This is a genomic window from Mesorhizobium sp. WSM4871 (genome assembly GCF_055811295.1).
This window is the reverse complement of the sequence record NZ_JBVVPU010000006.1, coordinates 266,674-289,611: the sequence shown is the minus strand read 5'-3', so window position 1 is coordinate 289,611 and position 22,938 is coordinate 266,674. Positions and strand designations below refer to the sequence as shown.

General features: G+C 62.3%; 15 protein-coding genes. 2 read left to right on the top strand and 13 right to left on the bottom strand.

Translation table 11 applies throughout. The annotated features are described in order from the left end of the window. The 3 genes from AC0L2H_RS15095 to AC0L2H_RS15085 all read right to left on the bottom strand — a co-directional run bounded on the left by AC0L2H_RS15095 (window position 1) and on the right by AC0L2H_RS15085 (window position 3,803). A complete protein-coding gene (locus AC0L2H_RS15095) occupies window positions 1–1,122 on the bottom strand; it encodes an ABC transporter permease (protein WP_473590959.1) in 1,122 nt (373 codons plus the stop codon). After that, a complete protein-coding gene (locus tag AC0L2H_RS15090) occupies window positions 1,115–2,038 on the bottom strand; it encodes an ABC transporter permease subunit (RefSeq protein ID WP_473590958.1) in 924 nt (307 codons plus the stop codon). Before AC0L2H_RS15090 ends, AC0L2H_RS15095 begins: the two co-directional genes overlap by 8 nt. Before the next feature lie 172 nt (window positions 2,039–2,210). Further along, window positions 2,211–3,803, bottom strand: coding sequence for a peptide ABC transporter substrate-binding protein (locus AC0L2H_RS15085; protein ID WP_473590957.1), 1,593 nt, complete (start codon window positions 3,801–3,803; stop codon window positions 2,211–2,213). A gap of 370 nt (window positions 3,804–4,173) precedes the next feature. Here AC0L2H_RS15085 and AC0L2H_RS15080 point away from each other — a divergent pair, with 370 nt between their 5' ends. After that, entirely contained in the window at window positions 4,174–4,653 is a 480-nt protein-coding gene (locus tag AC0L2H_RS15080) for a TadE family protein (protein WP_473590956.1), read from the top strand. 45 nt (window positions 4,654–4,698) lie between these two features. Then, complete coding sequence (locus tag AC0L2H_RS15075; RefSeq protein ID WP_473591062.1) at window positions 4,699–6,438, top strand: pilus assembly protein TadG-related protein; 1,740 nt, start codon at window positions 4,699–4,701, stop codon at window positions 6,436–6,438. 90 nt (window positions 6,439–6,528) lie between these two features. Here the strand turns inward: AC0L2H_RS15075 and bglA are convergent, their stop codons facing one another. The 10 genes from bglA to AC0L2H_RS15025 all read right to left on the bottom strand — a co-directional run bounded on the left by bglA (window position 6,529) and on the right by AC0L2H_RS15025 (window position 22,696). Next, window positions 6,529–8,160, bottom strand: a complete 1,632-nt coding sequence (bglA, locus tag AC0L2H_RS15070) for a beta-galactosidase BglA (RefSeq protein ID WP_473590955.1) — start codon at window positions 8,158–8,160, stop codon at window positions 6,529–6,531. Further along, on the bottom strand, window positions 8,160–10,160 hold the full coding sequence (gene glgX / locus AC0L2H_RS15065; RefSeq protein ID WP_473590954.1) for a glycogen debranching protein GlgX: 2,001 nt from the start codon (window positions 10,158–10,160) through the stop codon (window positions 8,160–8,162). The genes bglA and glgX overlap by 1 nt, the downstream gene beginning before the upstream one ends. A 202-nt stretch (window positions 10,161–10,362) precedes the next feature. Next, a complete protein-coding gene (locus AC0L2H_RS15060; protein WP_473590953.1) occupies window positions 10,363–11,991 on the bottom strand; it encodes an alpha-D-glucose phosphate-specific phosphoglucomutase in 1,629 nt (542 codons plus the stop codon). A 3-nt stretch (window positions 11,992–11,994) separates the two neighbouring features. Beyond that, window positions 11,995–13,440 (bottom strand): glycogen synthase GlgA, encoded by a 1,446-nt coding sequence (gene glgA, locus AC0L2H_RS15055; protein WP_473590952.1) that lies wholly within the window; start codon window positions 13,438–13,440, stop codon window positions 11,995–11,997. A gap of 4 nt (window positions 13,441–13,444) precedes the next feature. Further along, window positions 13,445–14,710 carry a glucose-1-phosphate adenylyltransferase gene (gene glgC / locus AC0L2H_RS15050; protein ID WP_473590951.1) on the bottom strand — a complete coding sequence of 422 codons (1,266 nt, stop codon included), beginning with the start codon at window positions 14,708–14,710 and terminating at the stop codon, window positions 13,445–13,447. 35 nt (window positions 14,711–14,745) lie between these two features. Continuing rightward, on the bottom strand, window positions 14,746–16,959 hold the full coding sequence (gene glgB / locus AC0L2H_RS15045; protein ID WP_473590950.1) for a 1,4-alpha-glucan branching protein GlgB: 2,214 nt from the start codon (window positions 16,957–16,959) through the stop codon (window positions 14,746–14,748). Between the two features lie 137 nt (window positions 16,960–17,096). Continuing rightward, the gene (locus tag AC0L2H_RS15040) at window positions 17,097–19,559 is read right to left on the bottom strand and encodes a glycogen/starch/alpha-glucan phosphorylase (RefSeq protein WP_473590949.1); all 2,463 of its coding nucleotides are present in this window, start codon (window positions 19,557–19,559) and stop codon (window positions 17,097–17,099) included. A gap of 152 nt (window positions 19,560–19,711) precedes the next feature. Beyond that, window positions 19,712–20,494 (bottom strand): ATP-binding cassette domain-containing protein, encoded by a 783-nt coding sequence (locus AC0L2H_RS15035; protein ID WP_167434371.1) that lies wholly within the window; start codon window positions 20,492–20,494, stop codon window positions 19,712–19,714. A gap of 2 nt (window positions 20,495–20,496) precedes the next feature. Then, window positions 20,497–21,558, bottom strand: a complete 1,062-nt coding sequence (locus AC0L2H_RS15030; protein ID WP_473590948.1) for an ABC transporter permease — start codon at window positions 21,556–21,558, stop codon at window positions 20,497–20,499. A 160-nt stretch (window positions 21,559–21,718) separates the two neighbouring features. Further along, entirely contained in the window at window positions 21,719–22,696 is a 978-nt protein-coding gene (locus AC0L2H_RS15025; RefSeq protein ID WP_473591061.1) for a substrate-binding domain-containing protein, read from the bottom strand. Between the last annotated feature and the right edge of the window lie 242 nt (window positions 22,697–22,938).

Genomic DNA, 22,938 nt, shown 5'->3' with positions numbered 1-22,938 from the left:
TCAGCGGTCCTTTGGGTCGAGCGCGTCGCGCAGGCCGTCGCCGACGAAGTTCAGCGCGAACAGCGTCGAGACAAGGAAGAAGGCCGGGAATAGAAGCAACCAGTTGGCGCTGCCGATGTTCTTGGCGCCGACCGAGATCAGCACACCCCAGCTGGTCATCGGCTCCTGAATGCCGAGCCCGAGGAAGGACAGGAAGCTTTCCAGGATGATGACCTGAGGCACCAGCAGCGTCATGTAGATCACTACCGGCCCGAGCAGGTTGGGTATGACGTGGCGGATCAGGATGCCGCGCTGGCCGACGCCCAGGGCTTCGGCCGCCTGGACATATTCCTGGCGCCGGATCGAGAGCGCCTGGCCACGCACGATGCGAGCCATGTCGAGCCACAGCACCGCACCGACGGCCAAAAACATCAGCACGAAGTTCCTGCCAAAGAACACCACCAGCATGATGACGAAGAAGATGAAGGGCAGCGAATAGAGCACGTCGACGATGCGCATCATCACCTCGTCGACCCTGCCGCCCGCAAAGCCCGCCGCAGCGCCATACACGACGCCTATGACAACCGCCACGACGCCGGCGAGCAAGCCGATGGCCAGCGAGATACGCCCGGCCATCAGCGTACGCGAGAGCAGATCGCGGCCGGTGTTGTCCGTACCGAACAGGAAATACTGCTGTTTGATCGAAGCGCTCATCGTCACTTCGAGACCGCTGGACGACTTGCTCTCGATCTTGGTGTCGTCGAAGGCATCGGAGCGGTCGAGATAGCGGATGTTGCGGTCGTCGATCGGCTTGGTCGACATAACGGTGACGACGACGCGGCTGCCGTCCTGCTTCCACTCCTTGATGTCGACGCGCATGCGCTTGATCGCGTCCGTGAGCGCCGTCTCGATCATGTCGGCCTTTGGATAGGCACTGAAGCTCGGCGGCGTGCGCACATAGTCGGCGTAGATGGTGGTGTACTGATGCGGCACGAACCAGGGGCCGAAGACGCTGATGGCCGCGATGAACGCAAGATAGTAGAGGCTGAACATGGCGGCGCGATTGGCCTTGAGGCGCGCCCATGCGTCGCCCCAGAGCGAGCGGCCGACGACGGCCGGAGCGACCGCTGCGATATCAGTCATAGCGCACCCTTGGATCGACGACCGCATACATAACGTCGACGATCAGGTTGAAGACGATGGTGAAGAGAGCGATCACCACCACCGTTCCCATGACCAGCGTGTAGTCGCGGTTGAGCGCGGCATCGACGAAATAGCGGCCGACGCCCGGAATGGAGAAGATCGTCTCGACGATGACCGAGCCGGTCAACAGTGCCGCGGCTGCGGGGCCGGTGAAAGAGACGATCGGCAGTATGGCGCCGCGCAACGCGTGCTTGATCACCACCGACCAGTCGGAGAGGCCGAGCGCGCGGGCCGTGCGGATATGATGGGACCGCAGCGATTCGATCATGGAGCCGCGCATCAGGCGGGCGACGATGGCGATCTGCGGCAAGGCAAGCGTCAGTACCGGGCCGACCTTGTTGATGAAGGCGCCGTCGCCCCAGCCACCGATCGGCAGCAGCTTCCAGGTCAGCCCGAACAGGAGCTGGATCACGGGCGCGATGACGAAAGTTGGAATGGTGCTGCCGGCGGTCGCCAGCGCGATCACCGTATAGTCGCCAAGCTTGTTCTGGTTGAGCGCGGCAACAGTGCCGAGCATGCTGCCGACCAGCAAGGCGAGCAGCAGCGCCGAGGCGCCGAGTTGAACCGATATGGGCAGGCCCTTGGCAAACAGTTCAGTGACGGTGAAATCCGGCATGTTGTAGCTCGGACCGAAATTGCCGCGCAGAAGGTTGCCGAGATAATGGACATATTGCAGCCAGAGCGGATCGCTGAGGCCGAACTGGGCTTCCAGATTTGCTTTGATTTCGGGGCTCAGGCCCCGCTCCTGATTAAACGGGCCGCCCGGTGCGACTCGTATCAGGAAGAACGCCATGGTCACGATGACGAATAGCGTCGGAATGGCGGTCAGAAGCCGCCGGAATATATAACGCAGCATCGGCGCCCCGCTTCGGCCAGAGCGACATGCGTTCATACGAACGCATTGCCATGCTCCAGCGCCAAATCTTCGCACCGGGCTTGCCGAAAATCGAGCACGACTTTCGGACCGATGCGATGACCGACCAGCCGCCGCGCCCAGATAAGGCGCGGCGGTCCAGTCAAGGATGATTTTAGTCCTTGGAGACGAAGCGGGACGGATGGATGTCCATCACATTGTCATCGAAGCCATGCAGCTTCGAGGAAACGATATCGTGGAAGCTGTAGTAGAGAAGCGGAATGTTGCCGACGTCATCGACAAGGATGCGCTCGGCCGCAGTGAGGTCCTTCATGCGCTCTTCTGGCTTGCCACCGGCAGCCGCGGCCTTGTCCATGGCCGCTTCATATGCCGGGCTGACATAGTTCGAATAGTTATTGCCGCTGGCCTTGCGAGTGATGCCGAGGAAGGTCTCGGGATCCTTGTAGTCGGCGATCCAGGCGGCACGCGCCACGTCGTAGTTGCCCTTCTGCTCAAGGAAGGAATAGTGGGTCTTGGTGTCGGTGTTGAGCAGCGTGACCTCGACGCCAAGCGGCTTCAACTGCTCCTGGATGGCGACCGCGGTGTTCTTGTGGTTCTCCGAGGTGTTGTAGCGGATCTCCATCTTCAGCGGATGCTCGGGCGTATAGCCGAGTTTCTCGAGGATTTTCTTGGCTTCGTCCTCGCGGTCGATCTGCGGCATGTCGGCGTACTTGGCCATTGCCGGTGTGTAGCCCTCGATGCCCGGAGGCACCATCGAATAGCCAGGCAGCATCGAGTTCTGCCAGACTTTCTCCGCCAGGAAGTCGCGGTCGATCGCCATCGAGATCGCGTTGCGCAGCTCGACATTATCCCACGGCGCCTTGTCGGTCTTGATCGCATAGTAGTAGGTGCCGAGATACGGTCCGACGCGGACCTGATCGCCGAACTTGGTCTTGAGGTCCGCGAGCTGTTCGGTCGGCAAGTCGCCGTAGCTATCGAGTTCGCCTGCCTCGAAGCGCTTCATCGCCGATGAGCGGTCTTCGGTCGGGATATAGTTCACGACGTCCATCTTGACGCTCGCGGCGTCCCAGAATTTCGGATTCTTGACCAGCTTCATGTGGTCGTTGGGAATCCACTCGGCCAGCGTATAGGCGCCGTTCGAAACGAGATTGCCCGCCTTGATCCAGTCGGCGCCGAGCTTTTCGATCGAGGCCTTGTTGACCGGATAGGTTGCCTGATGGGTCAGCATCTCCAGGAAGTATGGCGTCGGCGCCTTCAGCGTCACTTCCAGCGTGTTGGCATCGATTGCCTTGACGCCCATATCCTCGGGCTTGCCTTTCTTGGTGTTGACTTCCTCCGCGTTCTTCACGGGATAGAGCATGGAAGCGTATTCGGCGGCGGTCGCCGGATCCTCCAGCCGACGGAAGGAGTAGACGAAGTCGTCCGCAGTCACAGGGCTGCCATCCGACCACAAGCCGTCCTTGCGCAGCTTGAAGGTGTAGACGGTGCCGTCGTCGGATACGGTCCAGCTTTCGGCGGCGCCCGGAATGAGGTTCGTCTTCTGATCGTGCATGACCAGTCCCTGGAACAGGTCGCGTATGATATCGGCTTCGTAGACGGTCGAGGTCTTGTGCGGATCGACCGTCTCCGCTTCGGCGGCGCTGCCTCTGTTATAGACGGTCTCGGCGAAAGCCGGCGTGTAGAACGTGCCGGCGGCCAAGGCCATGGTTGTGGCGAATACCGTCGCCTTCAGCATATTTTTCAGCATGGAGTTCTCCCTGTGGAGGCGGCCTCGCAGTCACGCCTCTTGAGTGTGGTCGCCCTGAAACCGATCGATGGCCTCTTTGAGCGCGCCGCCGGTTCCCTTTCCGGAGGCTTGGTGCCCAGACAGTAACGCGGAGATTTTTTATTTCAACAGACTCTCGGGGTCACCCAAAGTAAGGCCTGCGGGCGGCGGCCAAACGCCGACCGAAAACCATGAGCCCCGCACCTGTTCTTCTCACAGCGAAGCCCTCGCTTCGGGCAAGGCCCCTATTTGTTTGCAGTCCGCCAAAACCTTAATGCGTCTTTAAGCAACCATGGGTCACATTTCTAACAGGCGTCTGCGCGCTTCTCTCACATCCTTATGGGCGAAGGAAATGGATAAGATTTATAATAAAAAAAAATTCAAAATTAAGCTAAATATACGGGTATCTAGTGAAAAACTACTTCAACTTGGAGAACGATCCGGGACCACGGCGGTCGAATTTGCGTTGCTTTCGCCAATTTTTATCCTGCTTTTGCTCGGAATGGTTGCATATGGGATTTATTTCGGCGCAAGCCACTCCGTCCAGCAAATCGCGGCGGACGCCGCCCGCACCGCGATTGCCGGCCTTAACGAAACCGAGCGTCAGACGCTGGTTGCCAGTTTCGTCGCCAACAATGCCGGCGGATATCCGTTCGTCGATTCCGCCAAGCTGACCTACCAGGCCAAGGACAGCACCGCGGATGGAAACCAGTTCGTCGTGTCCATCCAATACGATGCGCGCAACCTGCCGATCTGGAACCTGTTGCCTGCCCTGCCGATGCCGGGAACCACGATTTCACGCAAGTCGACAATAAGGATCGGAGGCATCTGAATGTCGAAGTCCTTGCATCGAAGAATCGGCGTGACCCTGCGATCGATGCTCGGCGATCGCAGAGGGAACTTCGCAGTCATGACGGCGCTAAGCGCGCCGGTGGCGCTGGCGCTGGCGGCTTTCGCCGTCGACGAAGGCTCGATCTATGTGGAGCGCCGCGAAGCCCAGGCAATGACCGACCTGGCGGCAATCACGGCTGCCTCGAACATGGACAATCTCGAGGCTGCGGTGGTGACCACTCTCAGCGACAACGGCATGCCGGGTATAATTGTCAAGAAAGCGGGCCAGACTGTCGTTCCTACTCTCGGAAAGACCATCGTATCGGTCACCCCCGGCCGATATTCGGCGGCATCGTCGCTCAGCGTTGGACAACGTTTCGAGGCCGGCAAGACGCCCTACAACGCGGTCCGCGTCGTTCTCAACAAGGTTCCAGCCCGCTACTTCGCGAGTTCGCTTATTCCGACCCCGGTCATCGGCACCGAGGCCATTGCCAGCTTGACGCCGCAGGCCATGTTCTCGATCGGGTCCCGGCTTCTCAGCGTCAATGGCGGCATCCTGAACGCACTTCTCAGTGGACTCCTGGGCGGCAACATTTCGCTCAGCGTGATGGACTACAACGCGCTGATCTCGGCCGACGTCAATGTGCTGTCGTTTGTCGACGCCCTGGCGGTGCAGTTGAACCTGACAGGTGTCAGCTATTCCGACGTATTGGCGTCGAAAGCGACTGTGGGCCAGATCGCCACCGCCATGGCCAATGTTCCGGGGCTTGGCGGCACCAGCAAGTTCGCCTTGCAGACGATCGCGTCGAAGGCCACCAGCACCGTCAAGATCCCCCTCAACCATCTCGTTGATCTCGGCTCAGTCGGTCAGTTGGGTCTCGGGCAAAAGCCGGCCGGCCTTTCGGTCGATGCAAGCGCCATGGGAATGCTGAGCGCCGCCGCGGCGCTGGCCAACGGCTCGAACCAGGTTCAGGTCAATCTCGGAGCCACCATCCCCGGACTTACCTCCACCACCCTTGCCATCGCCATCGGCGAACCCATGCAATTCTCGCCGTGGCTGACGATCGGCGAGAAAGGCGCCGTGGTGCGCACCGCGCAGACGCGGGTCAAGTTGCTGGCCTCCGTTGGCATCGGCAATTCCAACCTCGGCGGCGGCATCAGTCTCCTGTCGGTCAATCTGCCCCTGCATGTGGAAGTCGCCTATGCCGAGGCCAAACTGACCGACATCAGTTGTCCGACCGGGCGTCCCGACAGCCTGATGGTTTCCATTGCCGCAAAACCGGGCGTCGCCTCGCTGCATCTCGCCACCAGCGACGCCGACAACAGCCCAACTGCCTTCGCCGATTTCGGCAACCCACAGTCGTTCTCCGATGCCCAGATTGCAAAGATAAGCATCAAGCTTCTGCTGATTACGCTCGATCTGCTCGGTGTGAACGGTTCCTCGGCGCTCGAGATCACCAACAACGATCCAACGACATTGACCTTCAACAGCACCGAAATCGCCAACAAGACGATCAAGACCGTCTCCACGAAGAACCTGACGCAATCTCTCACGACGTCGCTCGTCAACAATCTGTCGCTCTCGATCAGCGCGCTGGGTCTCGGGCTCGACGTGACGGCGCTGCTCGGAACGGTGAAACCGGCGGTGGTGACGTTGTTGAAAGGCGTGACGGCACCAGTCGACGAACTGGTCTACAATGTGCTTGCGGCAGTCGGCGTGCATGTCGGTGAGGCTGATGTCCGGGTCGTCGGCGCGACTTGCGGGCGTTCCGTGCTCGTCCAATAGAGCGGGATGCGAACCAGGTTCTGTTTGTTTAGCCGCATTTGTGCTACGCTAGGTGATTCCACCTGGCTGCAAAATGCTCTGATCCGGCCTTTAGTCGATCCGCCCGATGAAGCGGCCCAAAGGCGGTAGCGCCAGTGTGGTGTCTTCGAAAACGCCGGCGGCGTCAGTGTCAAGAGCGACTATCTCGACACCCCCAAGGTCGGACGGCAGTTCCCAATCCACCGGCTCGTCGGCGAAATTGAAGACACAGATCAGCCTCTCGCCATCACGCTCGCGAATAAAGGCGAGTACGTCGCCTGCGGCATCGAGAAAGCGGATCGAACCGCTGATCAGGGCCGGATGGCGCTTGCGCAAGGCAAGTATCGCGCGGTAGGCCGACAGCACCGAGTGATCCCTACCGTTCTGCGCATCGACCGCGCGAGCGCGATGCACCTGCGGCACCGGCAGCCAGGGCCTGGCCGTCGAGAAGCCGGCATTCTCGGCCTCCGCCTCCCAGACCATCGGCGTGCGGCAGCCATCCCTGCCCTTGACCCCCGGCCAGAAGCGGATGCCGACCGGATCGCGCAAATCCTCGAAGGCCAGTTCAGCCTCTTCCAGTCCGAGTTCCTCACCCTGGTAGAGACAGATCGATCCGCGCAGGCAGGACAGCAGCGCGATCGAGAATTTCGCTACGCTGTCGGCATCGCCCCCGGGCCTTGTCCAGCGGCTGACATGGCGCACGACATCGTGGTTGGAAAACGCCCAGCAGACCCAGCCGTCAGCGACGGCGGCCTCGAACGCCTCGACGCAGCCGCGCACATGCGCGGCCGAGAATTGTGGCCCGAGCAGGTCGAAAGTGTAGCACATGTTGAGCTTGTCGCCGCCGGAGGTATAGGCGGCGAGCGTTTGCAGCGAGCGGGTTTCGTCACCGACCTCGCCGACGGCGGCGCGGTCTCCATACTCGTCGAGCAACGCGCGGAAGCGCCTGAGGAAAGCCAGGTTTTCCGGCTGCGTCTTGTCGAACAGATGCTCCTGATAGAGATAGGTGTTGGTTTCAGCGTTGGTGCCGGCGACACTTGACGCCAAGGGCGGATTGCTGCGCAGCCAGCGGTCATGGACATAGTAGTTGACCGTATCCAGCCGGAAGCCGTCGACGCCTCGTTCCAGCCAGAACCGCACCGTGTCCAGAAGTGCATCCTGGACCTCGGAATTGTGGAAATTCAGGTCCGGCTGCGAGGCCAGGAAATTGTGCATGTAGTATTGCCGGCGGATCGAGTCCCACTCCCAGGCCGGACCGCCGAACACCGACAGCCAGTTGTTGGGCGCGTTGCCGTCGGGCTTCGTGTCGGCCCAGACATACCAGTCGGCCTTGGGATTGTCGCGGCTGGCGCGGCTTTCGACGAACCAATCGTGCTTGTCGGAGGAATGCGACAGCACCTGGTCGATGATGATCTTCAGGCCGAGCCGGTGGGCTTCGGCAACCAGCGCATCGAAATCCTCGATGCCGCCGAACATCGGATCGACCGCGCAGTAATCCGACACGTCGTAGCCCATGTCGGCCATTGGCGACTTGAAGAAAGGCGACAGCCAGACGGCGTCGACGCCAAGCGAAGCGACGTGAGCAAGCCTCGACGTGATGCCCTTGAGATCGCCGCCGCCGTCACCAGTCGTGTCCTGGAAGGAGCGCGGATAGATCTGGTAGATGACGCTGCCGCGCCACCACTCGGTCTTCCCATCGGTCATCACGCACCCTTCCCCGCCCGGGCCGCGGCGACCCTGCGCTCAATCATGAAATTCACACTGCGGCCGAGCAGCGGCCGCGCAAGGTCGACCGCCGTCGCCTCAATCGCCGGGCGCCACTGAAAACCTTCCCGCGCGGGCAAGGTGAAGACACATTGGCGGCGGTCGCCGTTGACCATGACCGCAAGGCGACCGCCGCCGTCATCGCCGAGCAGCATGACCAGCCGATGTCGCGACGGATCGTTCCAGTCCGCTTCGCCAAGCGGCGCTCCGGTCTCGGTCAGCCAGGCAACGTCGGGAATGTCCGCCGCCTCTGCCGCCTTGCCGGTCAGAAAATGTGTGTCCGAGAGCGTCGGCACGGCGCGGCGCAGCGCGGCGAGCAGCACCGCGTATCCTTCCAGCACCCGGTCGCGTCCCGCCCAGTCGAGCCAGGTGATCGCGTTGTCCTGCGCATAGGCATTGTTGTTGCCCTTCTGCGTGCGGTCGAATTCGTCGCCCGCCGTCAGCATGATGGTGCCGCGCGAGGCAAAGAGCGTTGCCAGCAATGCGCATTGATCGTCGAAGCGCGCCTTGGCGACAGCCTCGTCGCCAGTGTCTCCTTCGACACCATTGTTCCAGGACAGGTTCTCGCTGTGGCCGTCGCGATTGTCTTCGCCATTGGCCTCATTGTGCTTGTGCTCGAAGGCGACGATGTCGGCCAGCGTCATGCCGTCATGCGCGGCGATGAAATTGACGGAGCGGCTGGTGCGCTGCCCTACCCTGCCGAATACGTCCGACGAGCCGGCCAGCCTTGTCGCCAGACCGCCGACCATACCTGCATCGCTGCGCCAGAAACGTCTGACATCGTCGCGATATTTGTCGTTCCATTCGAGGAAGGGCGGCGGGAAATTGCCGAGTTGGTAGCCGTCCGACCCGATATCCCAGGGCTCGGCGATCAGCACCCGGTCGCCAAGAGCCGGATCGTCCCGGATAGCCCTAAGCAACGGTGCATCGGCATCGAAAATCCCTTCGACACGGCCCAGAATGGGCGCCAGATCGAAACGGAAGCCGTCGACGCCGGCATGGCTGACAAAATGGCGAAGCGTGTCGAGGATCATTGCCTGGACAACCGGATGGTCGCAAGCAACCGTGTTGCCGGTACCGGTATCGTTGGCCAGCCTGCCGTCCGGTGCATGCCGGTAATAGGCTTGATTGTCGAGCCCGCGCAGCGACAGCGTCGGCCCCAGCCTGTCGCTTTCGCCGGTATGATTGAAGACGAGGTCGAGAATGGTGCCGATGCCGGCGTCGCGCAGCGTGGCGACCGTCTGCCGCAACTCCGCCAGACCGTCCGGCGCAAGACGCGGGTCGAGCGCCATGAAGGTGACGGGATTGTAGCCCCAGGCGTTGCGCAGCCCGAGCGGCGGCAAATGCCGCTCGTCGATCGAGGCCGTCACCGGCATGAGTTCGACGGCGGAGACGCCAAGCCTTTTCAGGTGCTCGACAATCACCGGATGGGCGAGCGCTGCAATCGTGCCGCGCTGTTTCTCGGGGACGTCCGGATGCAGCATGGTGAAGGCGCGCACCGGCACTTCATAGATCAGGCCGCCGGGCTGGAAGAGCGGCGGCGGAGCAGGCAGCGGTTTCGCTGAAGCGCCGGCAATCGCCTTCGGCATCAGCGAGGCGGTGTCGGCGCCCTCGCCCCGACGCGCGGCGAGCCTGCCGTCATAGGCATAAGGCCTGTCGATCTCCAGGGCGTAGGGATCGACGAGCAGCTTGTCGGGGTCGAACCAGAAGCCGCGCTCGGGCGCGTAGTCGCCATCGGCGCGCAAGCCATATCGCGTGCCGGCGGCAAGGCCGGCGACAAAAAGCGCATGAACGCCGTCGCCTTCCGGCCGGAGTTCCAGCCGGTCGAGTTCGCGGCTTCCTTGATCGTCGAAGATCGAGACCCAGATGCGCCGAGCCGACGACGACCATACGGCAAAGCGAATGCCGTCTTTGGTGATGGTTGCGCCGAGCTGGCTCATGCGCACTCACAGCTGCATAGGCGTTGGCAGGTTGGCTTCCCCTTCTCCCCTTGTGGGAGAAGGTGTCGCCGAAGGCGACGGATGAGGGGGGCTCCAGCTTGGCACCCACAGCACTCCGTCCAACACCCCTCATCCGTCTCGGCGCTGCGCGCCGAACCACCTTCTCCCACAAGGCGAGAAGGAAAGGCGCGCCGCGCCAGCCTCAAGTAATGACGCTCGGCTTGTTGCGGCCGGTGTGGCTCTTGATGCCGGCAATATCGTCGGCTGCCGCAATCAGATCGGCGAGTGCGACTTGCGTGTCGAGATCGTGCCTCGACTTGTCCGGCTCGTAGCGCTCGATATAGACGCGGAGCGTCGCGCCTGAGGTGCCGGTGCCGGAAAGACGGAAGACGACGCGCGATCCGCCTTCGAAGAGCACCCTGATGCCCTGGTTCTTGCTTACCGAACCATCGACCGGGTCATGGTAGGCGAAGTCGTCTGCGCTGGCGATTGTCATGCCGCGCACGCTGGTGCCCGGCAGCGAGCCAAGCTTGGCGCGCAGTTCGTCCACCAGAGCGTTGGCACGCTCGATCTCGACCTCTTCATAGTCGTGGCGCGAATAGTAGTTGCGGCCGTAGGTCGCCCAGTGCTCGGTGACGATCTCTCTGGCGCTTTCGCCGCGCACCGCCAGGATGTTGAGCCACAACAACACGGCCCACAGGCCGTCCTTTTCGCGGACATGGTTGGAGCCGGTGCCGGCACTTTCCTCGCCGCAGATCGTCGCCATGTCGGCATCGAGCAGATTGCCAAAGAATTTCCAGCCGGTCGGCGTCTCGTAGATGCCGATGCCGAGCTTTTCGGCGACGCGGTCGGCAGCACCGCTGGTCGGCATCGAGCGGGCTATGCCTTTGAGGCCATCCTTGTAGCCGGGCGCCAGATGAGCGTTGGCGGCAAGCATCGCCACCGAATCCGACGGGGTGACGAAGATGCCCTTGCCGATAATCAGATTTCGGTCGCCGTCGCCATCGGAAGCGGCGCCGAAGTCCGGCGCGTCCGGTCCCATCATCTCGTCATAGAGATGCTTGGCATGGACCAGATTGGGATCGGGGTGATGGCCGCCGAAATCCGGCAGCGGCTTGAAGTTGCGGCAGGTGCCGTTGGGCGCGCCAAGCCGCCGCTCGAGGATCTCCTTGGCATAGGGTCCGGTGACCGCATGCATGGCGTCGAAGCGCATGCGGAAGCCATATTTGAAATTGGCGCGAATGGCGTCGAAATCGAACAGGCTTTCCATCAGCTCGGCATAGTCGGTGACCGGATCGATGATCTCGACCGTCATGCCGCCTGCTTCGACGGTGCCGATTTTGTCGATGTCGATCGGTTCGATATCGGCGATCTTGAAGCTCGCGATCGCCTTGGTCTTTTCGAAGATCGCGTCGGTCAGCTTTTCCGGCGCCGGGCCGCCATTGCCGGCATTGTACTTGATGCCGAAATCCTCATGCGGGCCGCCTGGATTGTGGCTGGCCGACAGGATGATGCCGCCGAAGGTCTTGTATTTGCGGATGACGTGCGAAGCCGCCGGGGTGGACAATATCCCGCCCTGCCCAACCATCACCTTGCCGAACCCGTTGGCCGCCGCCATGGCGATGGCCTTCTGAATGACCTCGCGGTTGTAGAAGCGGCCGTCGCCGCCGATCACCAGGGTCTTGCCCTTGAAACCGTCGAGAGCGTCGAAGATCGACTGGATGAAGTTCTCGGCATAGTGCTCCTGCTGGAACACCGGCACCTTCTTGCGCAGCCCGGACGTGCCGGGCTTCTGGTCGGGATAGGGTTTGGTGGCTACGGTTCGTATCATGCGTCAGGCAGCCCTTTTCGAAAGCAGCAAGCGGTAGAGTTCAACGTATTTTTCGGCGCTCTTGTCCCACGACACATCGGCCTTCATGCCTTGTTGTTGCATCGAGGTCCAGACGGTCGGGTTGGCACGCGCCTCAACGAGGCGGTGCATGGCGTGCAGCAGTGCACCGCCATTGTTGGGTGCGAACTGGAATCCGGTCGCAACGCCAGCCGAGACGGCGGCCTCGTTGGCGTCGATGACGGTATCCGCCAGGCCGCCGGTACGGGCGACGATCGGCACGCAGCCGTAGCGCAGGCCGTAGAGCTGCGTCAGCCCGCATGGTTCGAAGCGCGACGGGATGACAATGGCGTCGCAGCCGCCCTGCATGGTGTGGGACAGCCCTTCGTCCCAGCCGACAACGACGCCGACACGACCGCGATGACGAGCTGCCGCGGCCAGCAGCGCGCCCTCGAGGCCGGCATCGCCGGATCCGAGGATGGCAAGGCGCGCCCCCGCCGCGACAATGCCGTCGACGACGGCCGCCAATATGTCCATGCCCTTCTGCCAGGTCAGCCGGCTGATGACGCAAACGATCGGGCTGTCGTCGCGGTCAAGGCTGAAACGGTCCTCGACAGCGGCCCTGTTGGGCGTTCGCGCCTTCAATGTCCTGGCTGTGTAGGTGGAAACCAGATGCTTGTCGGTTTCCGGGTTCCAGATGTCGGTGTCGATACCGTTGACGATGCCGTAGAGATCGGTGGAGCGCATATTAATCAGGCCGTCGAGGCCCATGCCGAACTCCGGCAAGCGGATCTCCTGCGCATAGGTCGGGCTGACCGTGGTGATCGCCCAGGCAGCCTGCAGGCCGGCCTTGAGGAAGCCGACACCGCCATAATACTCGACGCCGTCGAGCGCCATGGCCACCGCCGGCAGGCCAAGCTCGCCAAAGATGCCGGCGCCGAACTGGCCCTGGAAGGCAAGGTTATGGACAGTGATCATCGACGGCGTGCCGACCGCCTTGCCGTAGCGCATATAGGCCAGCGTCATTGCCGACTGCCAGTCATGGGCATGGACGATGTCGGGCCGGTAGCCTGAGATAGCGCCGCCGGCGATGTCGCCGCCGACCTGGCTCAGCGCCGCGAAGCGCCGCCAATTGTCCAGCCAGTCGGCGCCGGTCGCGTTGCCGTAGGGGCCGCCGGGGCGATCGAACAGATGCGGCGCGTCGAGCACGAAAAGGTTGAGCCCGGCGATTTCGACGGCATGCACCGAAGCCTTGCCACCCTGCAGCAGCGGATATTGGTGAACGGCCTTCTTTTTCTTGAAGGCATCCATCACCTGGGGATAGCCGGGGATAAGCGTGCGCATGGTCACGCCCTTGCCGGCAAGCGCGACCGGCAAGGCGCCGGTCACGTCGGCAAGCCCGCCTGTCTTGATCAGGGGGAATATTTCGGGCGTGACCGACAGAACCTGCATGCGACTACAACCCCAGCCTGTCGACCATATCCTGCGTGACGAGGCAGATGCCCTTTTCGGAAACACGGAAACGCTTGGCGTCGAGAACCGGATCCTCGCCGACGACGAGGCCCTCCGGTATCCTTACGCCATGGTCGATGACCACGCGCTTCAACTTTGCGTTCCGGCCGACATGACAGTCGGGCAGCATGACGACTTCTTCCAGCGTCGAATAGGAATTGATCCGCGCGCCGGTGAAGATCAGGCTTCTTTTCAGCGAAGCTCCGGAGACGATGCAGTCGCCCGAGACCAGCGAGGACACCGCGGAGCCGCGGCGGCCATCCTCGTCATGCACGAACTTTGCCGGCGGCTTCAGCTCGGCATAGGTCCAGATCGGCCAGTCGCGGTCGTAGAGGTCGAGTTCCGGCGTGATGTCGGTAAGGTCGATATTGGCCTCCCAATAGGCGTCGACGGTTCCGACGTCGCGCCAATAAGCCTCGTTCTCGGCGGTCGAGCGCACGCAGGATTTGGCGAAGCGATGGGCAATCGCTTTTCCGTGCTCGACGATGTAGGGGATGATGTCCTTGCCGAAGTCGCGGCTTGAGCCGGGTTCTGCCGCATCGCGGCGCAACTGGTCCATCAGGAACTTTGTCTTGAAGACATAGATGCCCATCGAGGCCAGCGCAAACTCCGGTTTGTCGGGAATGCCGGGCGGGTCGGCAGGCTTTTCGACGAAGGCAATGATGTTGTCCTTGGCATCGACATGCATGACGCCGAAGCCGGTGGCCTCCATGCGCGGCACTTCCAGGCAGCCGACGGTGACGTCGGCGCCGGCGTCGACATGCTGGCGAAGCATCAGCTCGTAGTCCATCTTGTAGATGTGGTCGCCGGCAAGGATGACCATGTATTCGGGGCCGTAGGCCTCGATGATGTCGATGTTCTGGTAGACGGCATCCGCGGTGCCTTCATACCATTGCGTTTCCGATACGCGCTGGCTCGCTGGCAGGATGTCGAAGCTCTCGTTGCGCTCGGGGCGCAGGAAGTTCCAGCCGCGCTGCAAGTGACGGATCAGCGAATGCGCCTTGTACTGGGTGGCGACGCCGAGGCGACGGATGCCTGAGTTGAGCGCATTGGAGAGAGCGAAATCGATGATGCGCGTCTTGCCGCCGAAATAGACCGCCGGCTTGGCGCGCCGGTCAGTCAGCTCCTTGAGGCGGCTGCCGCGTCCGCCGGCCAGCACATAGGCCATGGCATCGCGTGCCAGCGGCTGGGTCCGTTTTATCTCTGCCATTTTTACCCTCCCAATTTACCCAGTCCGGAAATAACTCAGTCCGGAGCAAATTCGAGCATGATCGTCGACAGCGGAGGCAAAAGCATCGTTGCCGATATGCTTCCTCCCCCCGCCCGCGCCTCGACGAGGCCGCCATTGCCCTTGCCGGAACCGCCATAATCGGCAGCGTCGGTGTTGATGATCTCGCGCCATTTGCCGGCCTGCGGCAGCGGCACGCGATAATTGTCGCGCGGCACCGGCGTGAAGTTGGAGATGACGGCAATCGGATTGTCGCCCGGCGCGCTGCGCAGCCAGGCAAACACCGAGTTCGCGCTGTCGTCGACGATCAGCCAGGAAAAGCCCTCCGGCTCGCAGTCGCGCGCATGCAGGGCCGGGCGCGAGCGGTAGAGATAGTTGAGATCGCGCACCGTCTGCCAGACGCCGCGATGCAGCCGGAAATCGAGCAGGTTCCAGTCCAGCGCGCGCGCCTCGCTCCACTCGCGGCGCTGGGCGAACTCCTGTCCCATGAACAACAGCTTCTTGCCGGGATAGCCCCACATGAAGGCGTAGTAGGCACGCAACGTCGCGAATTTCTGCCAGTCGTCGCCGGCCATCTTGCCAAGCAGCGTACCCTTGCCATGCACGACTTCGTCATGGGAGAGCGGCAGCACGAAATTCTCGGAGAAGGCGTAGACCAGGCCGAAGGTGATGTCGTTGTGGTGATGCTTGCGGAAGATCGGCTCCTTGGAGAAATACTCCAGCGTGTCGTGCATGAAGCCCATGTTCCACTTGAAGCCGAAGCCCAGCCCGCCTTCATGCACCGGCTGCGAGACCTTCGGCCAGGAGGTCGATTCCTCGGCAATCGTCATCACGCCAGGATGGTGGCCATAGACCTCCTTGTTCATCCGTTGCAGGAAGCTGACCGCTTCGAGGTTCTCCCGCCCGCCCTTGTCGTTGGGAATCCATTCGCCGGCCTTGCGCGAATAATCGAGGTAGAGCATCGAGGCGACCGCATCGACCCGCAAGCCGTCGACATGGTATTTCTCGGCCCAGAACAGCGCATTGTTGACGAGGAAGGAGACGACCTCGCGCCGGCCGAAATTGTAGATCGCGGTATTCCAGTCGGGATGGAAGCCCTTGCGCGGGTCGGCATGCTCATAGAGCGCGGTGCCGTCGAACTTTGCCAGACCATGCTCGTCCACCGGGAAATGCGCCGGCACCCAGTCGAGGATGACGCCGATGCCGGCGCGGTGGGCGCCGTCGACGAAACGGGCGAACCCGTCCGGATCGCCGAAGCGAGCCGACGGTGCGTAGAGACCGGTCGTCTGGTAGCCCCAGGACGGATCGTAGGGATGTTCGGAGATCGGCATGAATTCGATATGGGTGAAACCCGTCTCGACGACATAGGGGATCAGTCTCGTGGCGAGCTCATCCCACGACAGGAAGCTGCCATCGTCGTTGAGCTGCCAGGAGCCGGCGTGAACCTCGTAGATCGACACCGCCTCCCGCCTGTGGTCGGCGTTGCGCCAGAAATTGCGGTGCGCCTCGTCGCCCCATTCATGCGCCGGCGGAAGCGCTACCACCGAAGCGGTGGCCGGGCGCAGTTCGGACCTGAAGGCAAACGGGTCGGCCTTGAGCGGCAGCCGCACGCCGTCGGGGCCGATGATCTCGTATTTGTAGGGCCGGCCGGCACCGATATCGGGAATGAACAATTCCCAGATGCCGGTGTCGCGCCGGTCGCGCATCGGGTGCCTGCGGCCATCCCATTCGTTGAAGTCGCCGACCACGGAGACGCGCTTGGCATTGGGCGCCCACACCGCGAAGTGCACGCCCGATGCACCCTCGTGATCGATGAGATGCGCGCCAAGCTTGTCGAACAGCCTGAGATGCGATCCTTCAGCGATATAGTAATCATCCAGCGGCCCAAGCACCGGACCGAAGGAATAAGGGTCGGTCAGCCACCAGTCGCCGCCGGCGTTGCTGGCGTGATAGCGTAGCGGCTGGCGTTTCCTGAGCGACAGCCTGCCCTCGAAGAAACCGTCGTTGTCGCGCCGCGACAGTTCGCCCACCTTCTTGCCGGTCAGCGTATAGGCGGTAACGAACTCCGCATGCGGAACGAAGCAGCGGGCGACAAAGCCCTTGCCTGCCTCCTGCACACCGAGGACAGCAAACGGGTCGCCATGCGTGCCGGCGACAATCGCCGCGACATCGCCGGCTGGCGCCTGTCCGTCCGGCCCGCTTGTCGCAGCGGTCACGCGCGGCTTCCTCATCAGGCAGTCGCCCTCCCCGGGCACCAAGTATTTGTTTCAGCGGATTTTTAATTCGATATTGGCAATGCCGACCGGCGCGTTGCGAATGTCAACTTCAATCCACCAAACCACGTTGTTCGTGGCCTCATGCAATCATATCAAACAGGCACGTTCCAGATTTCTTTCGCATATTGACGGATCGTGCGATCGGAAGAGAACCAGCCGACGCGGGCGACATTGCGGATCGCCTTGGCGTACCAGTCCGGGCTGTTGCGCCAAACCGCGTCGACGGCGCGCTGGGCGTCGGCATAGGCATCGAAATCGGCCGCCACCATGAACCAGTCGCTCTCATAGAGACCGTTGATCAGGTCGCGGTAGCGCTCAGGATCGTCAGGGGAGAAAACACCCGATGAAACGGCGGCGATGGCCTGCGACAGTTCCGGCGATGCCTCGATCACCGCGCGAGGATTGTAGCCATTGTTGCGCCGCTCGGCGACCTGCTCCGTCGTCAAGCCGAAGATGAAGATGTTGTCGTCGCCAACGCACTCCTTGATCTCGACATTGGCGCCGTCGAGCGTGCCGATGGTGAGCGCCCCGTTCAGCGCAAATTTCATGTTGCCGGTCCCGGAGGCCTCCATGCCGGCCGTCGAGATCTGCTCGGAAAGGTCGGCCGCCGGCATCATGATCTCGGCCAGGCTGACATTGTAGTTCGGCACGAACACAACTTTCAGCAGGCCGCGGACGGCCGGGTCGCGGTTGATGACCTTGGCGACGTCATTGGCCAGTTTGATGATCAGCTTGGCGTTGTGGTAACTCGGCGCTGCCTTGCCGCCGAAGAATTTTACGCGCGGCATCCAGTCACGCTCCGGATGGGAGCGGATCTGGTCGTAAAGCGCGACCGCTTCGAGGATGTTCAGGAGCTGGCGCTTGTATTCGTGGATACGCTTGACCTGGATGTCAAACAGCGCCGAGGGGTCGACCTTGATGCCGAGGCGGTCGGCAACGAGATTGGCGAGCCTCACCTTGTTCGCCCGTTTGACGGCGGCGAACTTGTCGCGGAAAGCGGCGTCGCCGGCAAAGGGGTCGAGATCCCTAATGGCGTCGATGTCGTCCATGAAGCGATCGCCGATCGCCTCGCGGGTCAATGCCGTCAGGCCGGGGTTGCACTGGATCAGCCAGCGCCGCGGCGTGATGCCGTTGGTCTTGTTGTTGATGCGGCCGGGGTAGAGCTTGTGCAGGTCGGCAAACACCGTCTGCTTCATCAATTCGGTGTGCAGCGCAGAGACGCCGTTGATCGAGTGCGAGCCGGCAAAGGCGAGATTGCCCATGCGCACCCGGCGGTCGCCATTCTCCTGGATCAGCGAGATGCGGCTGATCTGCTCGTCGGAGAACTGGTTGGTCGCGCGAGCCTCCAACAAGACCTCCGCATTGATGGCGTAGACGATCTGCATATGGCGCGGCAGCAACCGCTCGAACAGCGGCACCGGCCAGCTTTCAAGCGCTTCGGGCAGCAGCGTATGGTTGGTGTAACCGAAGGTGCGCTTGGTGATGCTCCAGGAGAGATCGAAATCCATGCCATGGACATCCATCAACAGGCGCATCAGCTCGGCCACGGCAATGGCCGGATGGGTGTCGTTCAGATGGATCGCCGCCTTGTCGGGCAGCGACTGCAATTCGCCATACTGGCTGAGATGACGCTGGACGATGTCCTGCAGCGAGGCGGTGGAGAAGAAATATTCCTGCCGCAGCCGCAGCTCCTGCCCGGCCATGTGGGAATCAGCAGGGTAAAGGACGCGAGACAAGGCGTCGGCCTTGTTGCTTTCGGCCAGCGCGCCGATGTGATCGCCGGCATTGAACTTGTCGAGCAGGATCGGGTCGATCGGCATGCCGGACCAGAGACGCAGCGTGTTGACGCGCTTGGCCCGCCAGCCGGCCACCGGCGTATCATAGGCGACGGCGAGCACATGTTCGGTCGGCTTCCAGACATGGCGCTCAAGCCGGCCGTCCTTCGAGGTGATCGATTCCACCGAACCACCGAAGCCGACCTCGAAGGAGCGTTCACGCCTCTCGAACTCCCAGGGATTGCCATGATCGAGCCAGGTTTCGGGCAGTTCCACCTGCCAGCCGCCATGGATTTCCTGGCGGAACATGCCGTTGGCGTAGCGGATGCCGTAGCCATGCGCGGGAATGTCGACGGTGGCCATGCTTTCCATGAAGCAGGCGGCGAGCCGGCCGAGACCGCCATTGCCAAGCGCCGCATCCGGTTCGAGCGCCGCCATGAGGTCAAGATCGACGCCAAGCGACGACAGGGCCTCGCGCATATTGTCCATCAGGCCGAGATTGGAGAAGGCATCGCGCATCAGGCGGCCGATGAGGAATTCGAGCGACAAATAGTAGACGCGCTTTTCCTGCTGGTCGTAGGCCTCTTTCGTCGCCTGCATCCAGTGATCGACGATGCGGTCGCGCACCACCTTGATCGAAGCGGTGAGCCAATCGTACTGCGTGGCGACGGTGGTGTCCTTGCCGACCCTGTATTTGAGGGCCTTCAGGACTTCGTCCGCGAGCGTTTTGGGGTCTGGATTTTCGAGTATGGGGGCTTCGGAAGTCATCGCGCGTGTCATGTCGCCTCTCGTGCGGTTGCCATGATCATACCGGCTTTCACCATTCCTCCCAGCCCATGCTAGCGCATATGACCATATGTTCAATCGATTAGGCAGCCACAGGGCAAGGCGGCCCTGCGGCAATTTGGCAATTCAGGCCACCCGCAAGCGCCTCAGGCAGCGAGCGCTGCTTCGGGTGGCAGCTTGGCTCCGGTCATGAAGGCGACAGCGTCTGACATCGTATATTGCTTGGGATCGATGACGCAGAGGCGACGGCCCAGGCGATGGATGTGAACGCGGTCCGCCACTTCGAAGACATGGGGCATGTTGTGCGAGATGAGCACGATCGGCAGGCCGCGCTTCTTGACGTCGAGGATCAGCTCGAGCACGCGGCGAGATTCCTTGACGCCAAGGGCTGCCGTCGGCTCGTCCATGATCACCATCTTGGAGCCGAAGGCAGCGGCGCGCGCCACCGCCACGCCCTGGCGCTGGCCGCCCGAAAGCGTCTCGACGGCCTGGCTGATGTTCTGGATGGTCATCAGGCCAAGTTCGGTGAGCTTGTCGCGGGCGCGCTTTTCCATCGCCGGCCGGTCGAGCATGCGCAGCCATTCGCCCAGAAAGCCCGGCTTGCGGATCTCGCGGCCGAGGAACATGTTGTCGGCGATCGACAGCGCCGGCGACAGCGCCAGGTTCTGGTAGACGGTTTCGATGCCGGCTTCGCGGGCCTCCATCGGCGATTTGAAGGCGACGGGTTGGCCTTCAAGCCGGATCTCGCCCTCGTCGGGCACGGCCGCGCCGGAAATCGCCTTGATCAGCGACGACTTGCCGGCGCCATTGTCGCCGATGACGGCGAGAATTTCGCCCGGATAAAGGTCGAAGTCGGCATTGTCGAGGGCGGTGACACGGCCATAGCGCTTGACCAGCCCGCGCGCGGTGAGGATGGGTTCCTGGGTCATGGCTATGCTGAAACCTTTCTGATCCATTGGTCGATCGCCACGGCGCCGATGATCAGCACGCCGGTAAGCAGCACTTTCCATTGCGGATCGGCGCCCAGCATGTTGAGACCCATCGAGACGACGCCGACGATCATCGCGCCGAACAGCGTGCCCAGGATCGAACCGCGCCCACCAAAGAGGGAGATGCCGCCGATCACCGTCGCGGTGATCGCCTGCAGATTGTAATCGGTGACAGCGGCGGACGGCGAGATCGAGCCGTTGCGGCCGATGGAGACCCAGGCGGCAAAGGCAGCGATCAACCCGGCAAGGGTGTAGACGGTCATCAGGACCTTTTTGGTCTGAATGCCCGACAGCTTCGCCGCCTCCTGATCATCGCCAACGGCGTAGACATGGCGGCCCCAAGCCGTGTGGTTGAGCACGTACCACAGGATCAGAACGAGCACGACCGTGGCAATGACGCCGAGCGTCAGCACCGCCGTGCCGACCTTGAAGCTCAGCGCAAACAGATGCAGCAGCGGCGCCTGGGTGTCGACGTCGGTGTCGCGGATCGTCTCATTGGCCGAATAGATGAAATTCGTGGCCATGACGATGTTCCAGGTGCCCAGCGTCACGATGAAGGGCGGCAGCTTCATATAGGCCACCAGAACCCCGTTGAGCAGCCCGCAGGCCGCCCCGGCGGCCAGCCCGATCGGTACCGCCAGAATTGCCGGCAGCCCGTAGGTGACGGCGCAATTTCCCATGATCACAGCCGAGATCACCATGATCACGCCGATCGACAGGTCGATGCCGGCGGTAAGGATGACCAGCGTCTGCGCGGCTCCCAGAATGCCGACGATGGCGATCTGCTGCAGGATCAGTGTCAGCGTGTAAGACGAAAAGAACCGCCCGCCGATCGTGATGCCGAAGATGATGATCGCCAGAACCAGCACGATCAGCGGCACCGCGGCCGGCGTTGAGTGCAGGAAATGCTGGATGCGCTTGACGGCCGATTTATGCTCGTCGAAAGCCGCAACGCTTGTGTCGCTGCTCGAGAGAACCTTCTCGAATTCTTGAGCCTGAGCCATGCTTCCTCCCCGTCTGGGCCTCAGCCACCCGCTGACGCCCGTCCACGCCTTTCCGGTCTGCCGCCGGGATTGTTTCGCGTTTATTGTGGTCCATCGTCCACCCGAAGCGGCCGGGGATCAAGTCCCCCGGCCGATCGGGCTATTGCCGGTCAGACCAGCATCAGCCCCAGCACTTGGCGAGGCCTTCCTTGGTGTCGATGGACTTCACGCCGTTCGCCGGCTTGTCGGTCACCAGGTTGACGCCGGTGTCGAAGAAATCCTTGCCTTCGGTCGGCTTGGGCTTGGTCCCGTCCTTGGCGAAAGCAGCGATCGCGTCGATGCCGAGTGCCGCCATCTGCAGCGGATATTGCTGCGAGGTCGCACCGATCACGCCTTCCGCCACCGACTTGACGCCGGGGCAGCCGCCATCGACCGAGACGATCAGCACCTGGCTTTCGAGGCCGACAGCCTTGAGCGCTTGGTAGGCGCCGACAGCGGCGGGCTCGTTGATGGTGTGGATGACGTTGATGGTATTGTCCTTCTGGAGAAGGTTTTCCATCGCCTTGCGGCCGCCTTCCTCGTTGCCGTTGGTGACGTCGTGGCCGACGATGCGCGGATCGTCCTCGTCGCCGATCTTGTTGGGGTCCTTCACGTCGATGCCGTAGCCCATCATGAAGCCCTGGTCGCGCAGCACGTCCACCGTCGGCTGCGAGGGCGTCAGGTCGAGGAAGCCGATCTTGGCGTCCTTGGCCTTGTCGCCGAGCGTGGCGGCGGCCCACGCGCCGATCAGCTTGCCGGCTTCGAGATTGTCGGTCGCGAAGGTCGCGTCCGCGGCGTCGATCGGATCGAGCGGGGTATCGAGCGCGATCACCAGCAGGCCGGCGTCACGCGCCTTCTTCACCGTCGGCACGATGCCCTTGGTGTCGGACGCTGTGATCAGGATACCCTTGGCGCCGTCAGCGATGCAGCTCTCGATCGCCGCAACCTGGCTCTCGCTGTCGCCGTCGATCTTGCCGGCATAGGATTTGAGGTCGACGCCGAGCTCCTTGGCCTTGGCGGTAGCGCCCTCCTTCATCTTGACGAAGAAGGGGTTGGTGTCGGTCTTGGTGATCAGGCAGGCGCCAACGCCGGCCGCCGACGCGGTCGAGGCAAACGCCATCAGGCCCAGCCCGGCCGCCGCAAAAACGGTGGACTTCAATAGATTATTCTTGGTCACGATTTTCCTCCCAGTGGAACCATTTCGGACACCGGCCAACCGGTCTCCGCACAGGCGCCTTGACGAAATTCTCCCAGCGCGGGCGCCGTCTCCAACAGACACTAGCCCGGACGCCCTGTCAATAATTAAATCACTCTTATTTATTATTGACAGCCTTGCATCGTTCACTCATTCTGGACCAAAAG